A 12,641-nucleotide genomic window follows, 5' to 3' on the forward strand; every position below is an offset into this window, starting at 1 on the left:
TCGTCTATCCTTATCTTATCACATCCGGACTTCTATGAAAAGAGCTATAACTATACATTCCTACAGCAAAACGCTGAAAGATCCAAAAGTGGAAGGACAAGGTAAATCGAGGAATGCAGGTAGTTCTGACCGTAGTTGTAAAGAGGAAGGGCAGGGGCCGGCCATTGCCTGGTAGAAATTTATTTATTTAAGTAATATTTAGGTCTATACTTTATTTTGATCGAAAAAAATCTTATGTATAAGACTTTAATCACGTGCTTTATTTTTCTGGTTTGCTCCTTTACGCAGTCACATGCGAGTGATCTTGAAAAAACTGAAACTGAACTATATGAAGAAGCAGTTGAACTTTTTGACCAGAAAAAATATAAACAAGCTATTAGGGCATTTCAAAAGATAGAGGATTTGTATCCTTTCTCTTATTGGGCAAGGAAAGCAAAATTATTATCTGGTGTGTCCCATTATAATATGGGTGACTATAGCAGTGCTGCAAGTGATATGGATGATTATATATATGTTTATCCAAATGGTGAAGATTTACCATATGTATACTACTTAAGAGTATTATTTTATTACATGCAAATTAATAAAGTGCAACTTGGACAGCAAACTGCATATAAAACTTTAGAGCTGGCTACAGAGTACATTAACCTCTTCCCAGACAGCGAATATATAGATGAAATCAAGGAAAAAGCAAAATTAATCACAGAGCATATATCAACAAAAGAGTATTCTATCGGTAAATTTTACCTGAAGCGTGGTGAATATTTAGCAGCAATTAAGCGTTTCCAGAATATAGCAAGCTATAAGGATTCTAAATATTTTTCTAAGTCTATTAACTATTTAATAGCAGCCCATTCAGCTCTTGGCCTTGACTTAGAAGCTGAGCAGTATGAAAGTATGTTATTAGCAGAAAACCTGCAAGATGCCAAGCCGGAGGCTTGAAAATTTGCTTTAGCTTTTTCTATGCTTTGATATATAATTAGGTTTTTAACTACTTGAATATGGCTGGTCATTCACAATTTTCAAATATAAAACATCGGAAAGGCGCTCAGGATGCAAAACGCTCTCAAAAATTTACGAAGCTGATTAGAGAAATAGCAGTTGCTGCAAAGCAAGGGCTACCCGATCCCGAACTCAACCCGCGCCTTCGCTCTGCTATATTTGCTGCACGCAAGGAAAATCTACCAAAAGATAAAATAGAAACAGCAATAAAAAATGCAACTGGTGACGTTGCTGGAGAAAATTACGAAGAAATACAATATGAAGGTCATGGGCCTTCTGGCACTGCACTCATTGTCCATGCCTTGACTAATAACCGCAACCGAACTGCTTCTGAGGTGCGTTATATCTTTTCTCGTAAAGGTGGAAATTTAGGAGAAACAGGAAGTGTTAGTTACCTTTTCGATCATGTAGGCTTAATCGTCTATAAAGCAGAGGGTGTGAATTTTGACGATTTATTCAGTCATGGAATCGAATTAGAAGTATTGAATGTTGAGGAAAATGACAAAGAAGGATTACACGTTATAACTTGTGGAATAAAAGATTTTGGTAAAGTACGCGATGCCTTTTATGCAAAATTCGGAGAACCAGAACTTGCTCGTCTCTCATGGCAGCCAAAAGATCTGATTGAAATGAGCAATAAAGAGTTGATTGATAAATTATCTGCATTGGTTGAAGAGCTGGAAGATAATGATGATGTACAGTATGTGGAAGGTAATTTTACTTTTGTTGATGCTGTTTAAATGATGAAGCTGATTATATTTATACTGCTCTTTATCTTACCGTTATATACCGCTGAAACATCAACAGATCTTGCAGTGCTGTTCCAGTGTGTAGGGTGTCATCCCAGTGCCCAGACACTGGGATCCAGAAAAATTCAAGCACACTATGCAGCATTGTCAGTCAAAGAGCTGGATTCCAGTGTCAAGCACTGGAATGACACCACCCGCAAATTGCAATGTTCGTACAGTTGTGTGCCTAGACACTGGGATCCAGAAAATTCAATTACAAATGGACACACCAACTGGATTCCAGTGTCAAGCGCTGGAATGACAGGAGAGGATTTTGAGGTGACAGAAAGCAACCATGATAGAAGATTATTATTCATATCCAGTACCATAAAATCTTCCTTTTTTGCCACGGGAATTGAGCAAGGGTTGGCGCCAAATACAGTGGTGAAATTGATCAACATATATAAAGATTTCGGTGTTGATTTTAAAAAAGACATTGTGCCGAAGAGTAAATTGGAGGTTCTTTTTGAGAGATTGCCTAATAATCAGAAGACTGAAGAAAAAATTTTATATGCTTCACTGACAATAAACAAGAAAGCTATTAGTTTATATCATTATAAATCGCAAGACGGCAAAGAAAGGTATTTTAATAATGAAGGAATAAGCTTAAAAAATGGCGAAATTTTTGCAAATCCTTTAAATGGAGATTATCGCATATCCTCAAAATTTGGCAATAGAAAGCATCCTGTTCGCGGTAAAATTGCTTTTCACAAAGGAGTGGATTATGCAGCCAAACTTGGCACTCCCATATACGCTGCTGCAGAGGGTGTGGTAGAATATATAGGAAAGAATGGTGGCTATGGAAATTACATCAAAATAAAACACAAAAATGAATATTCAACCTGTTACGCGCATGTAAGTAGATTTAGTGGCGATATAAAGTTAGGCTCTAAAGTAAAGCAGGGGCAGGTCATCGCCTATGTTGGTAGCACTGGTGTTGCAACAGGACCCCATTTACATTACGAAGTTATATATAACGGCAAACACATCGATCCGCTTACGACGGCGCATAAAACTGAAGTAAAATTGCCTGATCATGAATTAAGAGAGTTTAAACTATTTGTAAATAAGATAAATAAAACGATCAACAGAGAGGGTTCAAGTGAAAAAGAAGTTTAAAGACAATATGGATAAGAATACGATAAACGATAGAAATTTGAGTCAAATTCGGGCTTTTCCTGTACTAATAGCGCTAGGATTAATTTTATTGCTGCTTTTTTTGGCATATGACAGCACAATTGCACTTGGAGTTGCTGCCGTTTCAATTTTGACCTTTCTTCAAGGATTTTTTATTAATGACCCTAATGAAGCAAGAGTGATAGAATTTTTTGGTCATTATATTGGAACTTATTTTAAGTCTGGAATATGTGTAACGCTTCCCTTTTCAAGCAAATATATAGTTTCCCTAAAATTTCAGAATATTAACACAGAAAAAATAAAAGTTAATGATGCAAACGGAAGTCCAATAGAGATTTCAGCAGTAATTGTTTGGAGAGTGAGCAGTCCTGCAAAGGCGTATTATAATGTTAACAACTATCACGAATTTGTTTTTGTACAAAGTGACTCAGTAATAAGAGAATTAGCTAGTAACTATCCGTATGACAGCGAAAGCGATGAGGAGTCTTTACGTAAAAATTCTGATAAAATTTCGAGTGAATTGCAGTCAATGTTACAACAAAGATTAGATATTGCAGGAATTGAGATTACAGAAGCGAGAATATCGCATTTGGCGTATTCATCCGAGATTGCACAAGCAATGTTAAGGCGTCAACAAGCACATGCTATCACTTCGGCAAGAAGGCATATAGTGCAAAATGCAATAGGGATTACTGAGGAAGTAATAGCTCATTTTGAAAAAAATAAAAGCTTACAATTAGATGGCAAGCAAAAAGTTCAATTGATAAATAATTTGCTGATTGCCCTAATCTCTGAGCAAGATGCACAACCGACGATTAGTTTGGATAATAATTAGCATAGAAGCCGATTGGGTTTCATAAATGCAAGTCACTATTAATTTCTTGATTAATAGACTAAATGATGTTATAAATTACACGCATTAGGGGTGCTCTAGAAAAGCTGAGAGTACATAAAGTACAACCCTTTGAACCTGATATTGTTAAAGCAAGCGTAGGAAAATGTATGTATATAAATATTGAAGAATGCTTCGGCTTCATTGCGTTAATTGCATCTCTAATTGGATTATCACCTCAAGTATATAAAGCATATATCACTAAAGTTACTCGTGATGTATCGATGTTAATGTTAGTAAACTATCTTATTTGTTTATTGTCTTGGATTGGCTATGGTCTTTACCAGAGCTCAATTTTTGTGGTGCTTAGCAATATTGCTGGATTAGTGATTAGCATAATATCAATTATTCAAAAATGTTACTACGATGCAAAACCTGCACCATGATCATGTGCTGCACTGCAGTACACAACAACAATATCGTTCTATTGTAGTGCTAAATGGAAAAATACCGAGCTCATCGTTTTTTAAACGAGATATACCTATTATTGCTGTAGATGGAGGAGCAAACAAGCTTCTATCAATTGGCGTAAAACCTGATCTTGTAGTAGGAGATTTGGATAGCGTAAATCTGGATTTACGTGCTAATTTGAATACGATATACCTACCTGATCAAGATTATTGTGACTTTTCTAAAGCCATAGCCCATTTAAAGACAATGAAGTTACTGCCATCGATAATAACAGGTATTACTGGAGGAGCAATTGATCATATACTACAAAATATTAACGTTTTTCTAAGTACAGGTAGTATCTTTTACACACCTTCACCTCCCATGGTAGGTTACACCTTACAAAAAGGTATTACCCATTTTTTTTCTTTGCCAAAAAATACTAAAATATTTTTACTTGGTATACCGAGAGCTCAAATATCAACTAAAGGATTAAAATGGGAACTGCACCTTAGTAATCTTGCTTTTCCGGGAAAAAATTCTTGCTTTAATCGAAGTTTAGGCAATAAGGTATCCGTAGAAGTACACAGTGGTATATGTCTAGCAATGATTTATTTAGAGACAGTAGATGATGCTGGAATGTACCAAAAATCATGTGCATCATCAAGTTAGGAAGCGAAGATTAGAGAATCCAGTAACTACAATTCTTGACTACCATGAACATGACCATTACTATGAATAGGCAGTTCCACACTTTCCAGGCGACTGTCTGCTTTCAGTGGATTCCTTAAATTTCGTTTTATTTGTGTATTCGCTTCGAATTTAAATCCTAACTTTTCGCAGAATTTTTGGAAATATTCTTTAATAATGTCAAACAAACTCTTTTCACCCTCTTGATAGTTTTTTAGCTCTTCAGGAGCAGTAAGTGATAATTTACCATCTTTATATGTTACACCATCTTTACCATCTTGAGACTCAAGTGTGAATTCTAGTGAGCTGGATAGATCACATATTTTTTCTTCTGGATTGTCAAATGTAGTTATAGGTATTGCCATATCAGACTTAATTTTTATGTGATTATGGTCAATGTAGTAGATATTTAGTGCTTTTTCAGGATTGTGTGGAGTTAAGCTGTAACTGCTGAGCGCAGCGTGATACTCATTAAATATACCAGCTCCATACCCTGCTTGATTACAATTAGTGACTAGCTCTTCTAAAATGGGGTCACTTGGAACTTTTGCTCCAGCATATCCAAACATTTCCTTGAAAATTTCTTTTGCAATTGAGCGGTAATTCTTGTTTTCATGTACTTCTTTTTGCAATAGAGGAACTATAGCATTTCTCATAATAGTCCGAACAGGTCATAGGAAGGCAGAATCAACAGCACGACGAAAGGATTCGAATAGAGGAATGTTTTTCCTAGCTCTGTTTTTTATAGCAAACCAATGATGCTCAATTTTGTTGAAATCTGGAGAATACGGCGGCAGATACAAAATTTCTGCACCAACTCCTCTAGCAAGCTCGATAATCTTACCAGACTTATGAAAAGTAGCATTGTCAAGAATGACAGTCTGTCCAGGTTCCAAGATCGGTGTCAAAAATTGCTCAAACCATCCATTAAAAACATCCATATTACAGTGGCCTTCAAAGGTTAATGGAGCAACTATCTTTCTTCTACTTAAGGCTGCAACCATACTGATTCGTTGAGTTTTCTTTCCAGATTTTAGGCCATAAAACCGCTGTCCTTTCTGGCAATACCCATATGGATAGTCCTCTGTGTTATCAATGCCAGACTCATCTATATAAACTAAGTTTTCTGGTTCTTTTGTTGCTATAATTTTTAAGAATTCAGCACGTTTTTCTTCGTTTCTTTCCTTGTATCCATATGTCTTTTTTTGCGCGTAAATCCAATTTTTCTGAGAGCTCGGTGGATCGTTTGGATACTAACGTTGCCCCAAAGTTTAGCCATTTCCGACAGAGTCTTTCCTCCGTTTTCTCTGGCAAATTTAGCAAAGGCATCCCAGTCGGTGATTTTGTGATTGTAACCTCCATTTCCAAGTTTTTTTGATTGAAAGTCTCCTGTTTCTTTTCTTCTTTGCTGCCACTCCCATAAAGTAGTTCGTCCAATTTTAAATCTTGCTGCCACTGTTTCTCTGCTTCCTCCCTCCTCTAGCGCTTCCATTGCTTTTTTCCTTAAGTCATAACTATATGCTGCTGGCACTCAACCTCCTTATCATCGTCTATCCTTATCTTATCACATCCGGACTTCTATGAAAAGAGCTATAACTCTGCACTACTGTAAGAACCTGTACATGATCTCAAGAAAGGAATAAACTAAGAGATAATATATATAAGTTAGGATATATGAGGAGTTTATACCCAAGTGATATAAGTCGGGAAAGATTTGAGATTATGTTACCAGATCTAGAGTCCTGTAGAAAAAAAACAAAACCAAGGAAACTTGATTTGTATGATGTATTTTGTGGAGTGTTATATGTTCTGAAAAGCGGTTGTCAGTGGAGAATGCTACCAAAAGAGTTTCCAAAATGGCGCAATTGTTACGACTATTTTAAGAAGTAGAGTGAAAAACCAGATGCAGATAAAGAAAGTGTTCTGGAGCTGGTGTTAAAAAAAAATAGTTGGCGTGGTCCGACAAAACAATGGTCGGAAAGAAAAAACCAGCTTCTGCATAATTGATGCACAGAGTGTAAAAAATGCAGATACTGCTGAAGAAAAAGGCTATGATGCAGGCAAAAAGATTTCAGGAATAAAACGCCATATTGCAGTAGATACGCAAGGTTTGCCCCATGCAATTTATATAACAACAGCAGAGATATAGCATTTCTCATAATAGTCCGAACAGGTCATAGGAAGGCAGAATCAACAGCACGACGAAAGGATTCGAATAGAGGAATGTTTTTCCTAGCTCTGTTTTTTATAGCAAACCAATGATGCTCAATTTTGTTGAAATCTGGAGAATACGGCGGCAGATACAAAATTTCTGCACCAACTCCTCTAGCAAGCTCGATAATCTTACCAGACTTATGAAAAGTAGCATTGTCAAGAATGACAGTCTGTCCAGGTTCCAAGATCGGTGTCAAAAATTGCTCAAACCATCCATTAAAAACATCCATATTACAGTGGCCTTCAAAGGTTAATGGAGCAACTATCTTTCTTCTACTTAAGGCTGCAACCATACTGATTCGTTGAGTTTTCTTTCCAGATTTTAGGCCATAAAACCGCTGTCCTTTCTGGCAATACCCATATGGATAGTCCTCTGTGTTATCAATGCCAGACTCATCTATATAAACTAAGTTTTCTGGTTCTTTTGTTGCTATAATTTTTAAGAATTCAGCACGTTTTTCTTCGTTTCTTTCCTTGTATCCATATGTCTTTTTTTGCGCGTAAATCCAATTTTTCTGAGAGCTCGGTGGATCGTTTGGATACTAACGTTGCCCCAAAGTTTAGCCATTTCCGACAGAGTCTTTCCTCCGTTTTCTCTGGCAAATTTAGCAAAGGCATCCCAGTCGGTAATTTTGTGATTGTAACCTCCATTTCCAAGTTTTTTTGATTGAAAGTCTCCTGTTTCTTTTCTTCTTTGCTGCCACTCCCATAAAGTAGTTCGTCCAATTTTAAATCTTGCTGCCACTGTTTCTCTGCTTCCTCCCTCCTCTAGCGCTTCCATTGCTTTTTTCCTTAAGTCATAACTATATGCTGCTGGTACTCAACCTCCTTATCATCGTCTATCCTTATCTTATCACATCCGGACTTCTATGAAAAGAGCTATAACTGACCGTAGCAGTGCTGTGAGAATGGTCGAAAATGCAAAAGAAAACCTCTCGGGAGTTAAAAATGTACTGGTTGATGCAGGCTATACTGGAGAGAATTTTGCAACTCAAATAAAAACGATTATTGGTGCAACCGTTGAAGTGATAAAAAGAAATGAATTACATTCCTTTGTTGTATTGCCCAAAAGATGGGTTGTGGAGCGATCTTTTGCTTGGTTAGAAAAATGTAGAAGATTGTGGAAAAATTGTGAGCGAAAACTCAATACTAGCCTACAAATGGTCGTTCTGGCTTTCACTGCCTTACTTCTGAAAAGATTATGAACAGGCTCTTACAACAATTTTATGTTTTTATTTTTACAACGCCGCTTTTGTTTAATTGTTCTCACGAAGGTAGGTACTTTTTTACAATTTCGCAAGAATTAAAGAAGTCAATAAACAAATTTTCTGTAACACTAAAATTAGGTATTTCTCTCAAAAATATTTTATTCAAAAAAACACTTTTTCTTTCTATTTAATTATGGTAAACTCAAGGAAGAATTAAAACGGGGTATAATATGTCATCTCCATTGAAGCAATACTCAATTGAAGAATCCAATCATAATGAGGCACCTGAGCAGGATGCATCGATTCTCGCGAGTACCCAAAGTAAACTAACCAGCACGAGTAACACGGACGTGTTTGACCCAACTAACATGAGTACCCCGATTCGCCGTGATAATCCGTACGGCCAAATTTTCACAAGTAGCTCGTACGATTCGATTAATGAGGATGAGCTAAGTGACATAATGGGTGTGACTGGCGCAAGTAGACTGGCTCTTCCAGTGAAAAAAATAGTAACTACACTCGACAAAATAAGAGAACTAGGAGAACAGGAGAACAACTTATTACTGTTGACATGCTTAAGAGAATTGGAAACAGATGTTAGAGATCTTATGTATGAGATGGAAAAAGTGATTAAGAGTGGTGGTAGCAAAACTTGCCACGAAAATGATCCTGAGGACCTATTTCAAGATATTCACAAATTTAAAGAAGAATTAAAGATAGCAAACAGAATAAATGTTTCTTTAGATGAAAAAAATCAAGCGTTGTGGGAACAAAAAGATCAATTAGAAGAAGAGAATAAAGAGTTTCTAACCGAAATTAATAGACTAAAGGCACAGCTAACTAGAGAAAAAGAAGGACCATCTATGAGATGTGAAACTTTAGTGCAAAAGGCGGAGGCATATCTAAGTAAAGTGGTTAAAGAAAATACGCTATTGAAACAAGGGAGAAATGAGTTCAATAACGAACATAGACACATTTTAAGATCAGAAGAGACAAAGGATCTAGGTATACAAACAGAGAACATAGGTACATTACAAGAAGGAGCTGAATTAAATGACTACTATAGGAAAGTAGTAGAGCTGAAAGAAAAGCTAAATATAGCGAATGAAGACAATAAGCAATTAATATCAATGAATAATTCCTTAAGAGATGAGGTAAAACAACTAAAAGACTCAAAGTTGGAAGTCTTACAATTTAATTCTACAAAAGAAACTCTCTTTGATGAAATAAGAGCAGCTAATCAGCAACAAACAGAGGATCTTGACAAATCAATTCAAACGGAAATTAAGTGCGAATGTAATTCTGAAGCCACAGTACCTACAGGGAATGAAGAGTTGAGTAATGCAACACAAGACTTGAATAAAAAAACTAGTGAAGTAGATACACTTACTGAAAAACTTAAAAATAAAAGTAAAGAGCTAGATGATGCAAATCAAGCTCTGGATACAAAAACTAGTGAAGCAATTAAACTTACTCAAGAAAACAGTCAACTTGGGGAGGAATGTAAGAATACAAAAGTTCAGCTTAAAGGCAAAAATCAACAGTTAGATGAAACAACTAAGACACTTGAAAACGTACAAGCTCAATTCAAAGAGAATAAGAGGGAGCTGGATGTTGCAAAGAAAAATGTTTTACAATTAGAAAAAGATCTAAAGCAAGCAAAACGAGATACTAGTATACTAAATAGTCAACTGACTGAACAAAATCGTCAACTAGGAAAGCAGCTAAATAGTACACAGCAAGGCTTGGATAAAAAAACTAGTGAAGTGGCTCGACTTACTGGAGAGTCTAAGGGAACAAAGACTCAGCTTGAAGGAAGGAGGAAAGAGCTGGAAGCACTTAAAAGCGAAAATAATGACCTGAAGACAAGGCTGCATGGATCTGGAAGCAAAAGTGAAGGACTAGAGAGTCGAGTTAAAAATCTACGGGAAAAACTTGAAAGCAAAAATAAAGAGCTAAATGGTAAAAATAAAAAATTCTTGGGAGCAAGCACTCATAGTAAAAGGCAAGGTAATTACGCCTCTGTTTCTTTTGTATTATCTGGCGCATTTGCTGTTGGTGCAAGTTTAACAATACCTTATTTAGCAATATGTATTACACTTGCTGTAGCTGCATTAACTTTTCTTGCAGTAGGATTTTACTGTTCGTATAAAGCAAATACAACACTTAGCAATGTTGAAGTTAAAAATGGTATTGATTCTACGGCTGTGGAAGTTTAAAATAGCACAAGTTGAGAAAGGATAGCAGTGGTGGGATAACTGTTTAGATATTAAGTTAATAATTTAGAGATTCTTCTAAAGAAATTATCTTATTAAGAAAAACTACTTGACGTTTATGGTTTTTTAGACATAGTCTTTTATGTTAGATTCAGAGAAGACTGAATAGGCTGCTCCACACTTTCTACTTTCTCTAGCGTCGTATTAGGCTTTAGAGCATTATACAACGCATAACTCACACAAGCTAATCCAACTATTCCCCCAATCACCGCTATGGCGTACATTTTCAATAAATAAGCTATGAGTATTTTCTTTGCTAGACCCATTATTAAAACATGCAGCAGAAGAAAGGCTGTTGGAAGCATTTGGTTCTTGTATGTCAGTTTCTGTTACGGCAGTTTCATTTTTTTCGCATATCAGTTGGTCTCCAGTATTAGAGCCTGTTCATAATCTTTTCAGAAGTAAGGCAGTGAAAGCCAGAACGACCATTTGTAGGCTAGTATTGAGTTTTCGCTCACAATTTTTCCACAATCTTCTACATTTTTCTAACCAAGCAAAAGATCGCTCCACAACCCATCTTTTGGGCAATACAACAAAGGAATGTAATTCATTTCTTTTTATCACTTCAACGGTTGCACCAATAATCGTTTTTATTTGAGTTGCAAAATTCTCTCCAGTATAGCCTGCATCAACCAGTACATTTTTAACTCCCGAGAGGTTTTCTTTTGCATTTTCGACCATTCTCACAGCACTGCTACGGTCAGTTATCTCTGCTGTTGTTATATAAATTGCATGGGGCAAACCTTGCGTATCTACTGCAATATGGCGTTTTATTCCTGAAATCTTTTTGCCTGCATCATAGCCTTTTTCTTCAGCAGTATCTGCATTTTTTACACTCTGTGCATCAATTATGCAGAAGCTGGTTTTTTCTTTCCGACCATTGTTTTGTCGGACCACGCCAACTATTTTTTTTTAACACCAGCTCCAGAACACTTTCTTTATCTGCATCTGGTTTTTCACTCCACTTCTTAAAATAGTCGTAACAATTGCGCCATTTTGGAAACTCTTTTGGTAGCATTCTCCACTGACAACCGCTTTTCAGAACGTATAACACTCCACAAAATACATCATACAAATCAAGTTTCCTTGGTTTTGTTTTTTTTCTACAGGACTCTAGATCTGGTAACATAATCTCAAATCTTTCCCGACTTATATCACTTGGGTATAAACTCCTCATATATCCTAACTTATATATATTATCTCTTAGTTTATTCCTTTCTTGAGATCATGTACAGGTTCTAAGAGCCTGTTCATAATCTTTTCAGAAGTAAGGCAGTGAAAGCCAGAACGACCATTTGTAGGCTAGTATTGAGTTTTCGCTCACAGTTTTTCCACAATCTTCTACACTTTTCTAACCAAGCAAAAGATCGCTCCACAACCCATCTTTTGGGCAATACAACAAAGGAATGTAATTCATTTCTTTTTATCACTTCAACGGTTGCACCAATAATCGTTTTTATTTGAGTTGCAAAATTCTCTCCAGTATAGCCTGCATCAACCAGTACATTTTTAACTCCCGAGAGGTTTTCTTTTGCATTTTCGACCATTCTCACAGCACTGCTACGGTCAGTTATCTCTGCTGTTGTTATATAAATTGCATGGGGCAAACCTTGCGTATCTACTGCAATATGGCGTTTTATTCCTGAAATCTTTTTGCCTGCATCATAGCCTTTTTCTTCAGCAGTATCTGCATTTTTTACACTCTGTGCATCAATTATGCAGAAGCTGGTTTTTTCTTTCCGACCATTGTTTTGTCGGACCACGCCAACTATTTTTTTTTAACACCAGCTCCAGAACACTTTCTTTATCTGCATCTGGTTTTTCACTCCACTTCTTAAAATAGTCGTAACAATTGCGCCATTTTGGAAACTCTTTTGGTAGCATTCTCCACTGAAAACCGCTTTTCAGAACGTATAACACTCCACAAAATACATCATACAAATCAAGTTTTCTTGGTTTTGTTTTTTTCCTACAGGACTCTAGATCTGGTAACATAATCTCAAATCTTTCCCGACTTATATCACTTGGGTATAAACTCCTCATA

The 12,641-nt window shown here is 36.3% G+C and carries 14 protein-coding genes, 2 pseudogenes and 1 riboswitch; of the genes and pseudogenes, 11 read left to right on the plus strand and 5 right to left on the minus strand.

Annotated features, from left to right (window positions below):
- Positions 1-34 precede the first annotated feature (34 nt).
- The 7 genes from ABWU71_RS03820 (at position 35) to ABWU71_RS03855 (ending at position 4,881) form a co-directional block, all read left to right on the plus strand.
- The gene (locus ABWU71_RS03820; protein WP_353284831.1) at positions 35-175 is read left to right on the plus strand and encodes a hypothetical protein; all 141 of its coding nucleotides are present in this window, start codon (positions 35-37) and stop codon (positions 173-175) included.
- Between the two features lie 59 nt (positions 176-234).
- A complete protein-coding gene (locus tag ABWU71_RS03825) occupies positions 235-942 on the plus strand; it encodes an outer membrane protein assembly factor BamD (protein WP_353284832.1) in 708 nt (235 codons plus the stop codon).
- A gap of 59 nt (positions 943-1,001) precedes the next feature.
- On the plus strand, positions 1,002-1,742 hold the full coding sequence (locus tag ABWU71_RS03830; protein WP_353284892.1) for a YebC/PmpR family DNA-binding transcriptional regulator: 741 nt from the start codon (positions 1,002-1,004) through the stop codon (positions 1,740-1,742).
- A 306-nt stretch (positions 1,743-2,048) separates the two neighbouring features.
- Positions 2,049-2,909: a M23 family metallopeptidase gene (locus ABWU71_RS03840; protein WP_410530615.1), complete on the plus strand. Its 861-nt coding sequence runs from the start codon at positions 2,049-2,051 to the stop codon at positions 2,907-2,909.
- Positions 2,910-2,916: 7 nt separating this feature from the next.
- Positions 2,917-3,762 (plus strand): SPFH domain-containing protein, encoded by an 846-nt coding sequence (locus ABWU71_RS03845; RefSeq protein WP_353284835.1) that lies wholly within the window; start codon positions 2,917-2,919, stop codon positions 3,760-3,762.
- A 76-nt stretch (positions 3,763-3,838) separates the two neighbouring features.
- A riboswitch (TPP riboswitch) is annotated at positions 3,839-3,941 on the plus strand.
- Complete coding sequence (locus tag ABWU71_RS03850; protein WP_264707571.1) at positions 3,930-4,205, plus strand: SemiSWEET family sugar transporter; 276 nt, start codon at positions 3,930-3,932, stop codon at positions 4,203-4,205. (Overlaps the previous riboswitch by 12 nt.)
- On the plus strand, positions 4,186-4,881 hold the full coding sequence (locus tag ABWU71_RS03855; RefSeq protein ID WP_353284836.1) for a thiamine diphosphokinase: 696 nt from the start codon (positions 4,186-4,188) through the stop codon (positions 4,879-4,881). The genes ABWU71_RS03850 and ABWU71_RS03855 overlap by 20 nt, the downstream gene beginning before the upstream one ends.
- A 26-nt stretch (positions 4,882-4,907) precedes the next feature.
- On the opposite strand, the gene ABWU71_RS03860 is transcribed toward ABWU71_RS03855, so the two are convergent.
- Together ABWU71_RS03860 and ABWU71_RS03865 are read right to left on the minus strand one after the other, a co-directional pair.
- Positions 4,908-5,555 carry a hypothetical protein gene (locus ABWU71_RS03860; RefSeq protein WP_353284837.1) on the minus strand — a complete coding sequence of 216 codons (648 nt, stop codon included), beginning with the start codon at positions 5,553-5,555 and terminating at the stop codon, positions 4,908-4,910.
- Between the two features lie 15 nt (positions 5,556-5,570).
- Positions 5,571-6,430, minus strand: a protein-coding gene (locus ABWU71_RS03865) for an IS630 family transposase (protein ID WP_353284076.1) whose coding sequence is annotated in 2 segments (ribosomal slippage) — positions 5,571-6,106 and positions 6,106-6,430 — 861 coding nt in all. Because the reading frame shifts where the segments join, the coding sequence is not laid out codon by codon here.
- A 143-nt stretch (positions 6,431-6,573) separates the two neighbouring features.
- Here ABWU71_RS03865 and ABWU71_RS03870 point away from each other — a divergent pair.
- Positions 6,574-7,045: pseudogene (locus tag ABWU71_RS03870) on the plus strand (IS5 family transposase); the annotation flags it as partial.
- Positions 7,046-7,073: 28 nt separating this feature from the next.
- On the opposite strand, the gene ABWU71_RS03875 reads toward ABWU71_RS03870, so the two are convergent.
- Positions 7,074-7,894 (minus strand): IS630 family transposase gene (locus tag ABWU71_RS03875; protein ID WP_353284838.1). Its coding sequence is split into 2 segments (ribosomal slippage): positions 7,074-7,609 and positions 7,609-7,894, totalling 822 coding nucleotides; the frame shifts between segments, so codons are not numbered across the junction.
- A gap of 100 nt (positions 7,895-7,994) precedes the next feature.
- On the opposite strand from ABWU71_RS03875, the pseudogene ABWU71_RS03880 reads away from it, so the two are divergent.
- From ABWU71_RS03880 to ABWU71_RS03890, 3 genes and pseudogenes are all read left to right on the plus strand, one after another.
- A pseudogene (locus tag ABWU71_RS03880) lies at positions 7,995-8,318 on the plus strand (transposase); the annotation flags it as partial.
- On the plus strand, positions 8,315-8,512 hold the full coding sequence (locus ABWU71_RS03885) for a hypothetical protein (RefSeq protein WP_353284839.1): 198 nt from the start codon (positions 8,315-8,317) through the stop codon (positions 8,510-8,512). The pseudogene ABWU71_RS03880 and the gene ABWU71_RS03885, both read left to right, overlap by 4 nt.
- A 306-nt stretch (positions 8,513-8,818) precedes the next feature.
- Positions 8,819-10,540, plus strand: coding sequence for a hypothetical protein (locus ABWU71_RS03890; RefSeq protein WP_353284840.1), 1,722 nt, complete (start codon positions 8,819-8,821; stop codon positions 10,538-10,540).
- A 441-nt stretch (positions 10,541-10,981) separates the two neighbouring features.
- On the opposite strand, the gene ABWU71_RS03895 is transcribed toward ABWU71_RS03890, so the two are convergent.
- Together ABWU71_RS03895 and ABWU71_RS03900 are read right to left on the minus strand one after the other, a co-directional pair.
- Positions 10,982-11,774, minus strand: a protein-coding gene (locus tag ABWU71_RS03895) for an IS5 family transposase (RefSeq protein ID WP_265023453.1) whose coding sequence is annotated in 2 segments (ribosomal slippage) — positions 10,982-11,509 and positions 11,511-11,774 — 792 coding nt in all. Because the reading frame shifts where the segments join, the coding sequence is not laid out codon by codon here.
- Between the two features lie 73 nt (positions 11,775-11,847).
- Positions 11,848-12,640, minus strand: a protein-coding gene (locus tag ABWU71_RS03900; protein ID WP_353284841.1) for an IS5 family transposase whose coding sequence is annotated in 2 segments (ribosomal slippage) — positions 11,848-12,375 and positions 12,377-12,640 — 792 coding nt in all. Because the reading frame shifts where the segments join, the coding sequence is not laid out codon by codon here.
- Position 12,641 lies beyond the last annotated feature (1 nt).

Origin of the sequence: Wolbachia endosymbiont (group A) of Lasioglossum fulvicorne, assembly GCF_964028605.1 — a bacterium.
Lineage (GTDB): Bacteria > Pseudomonadota > Alphaproteobacteria > Rickettsiales > Anaplasmataceae > Wolbachia.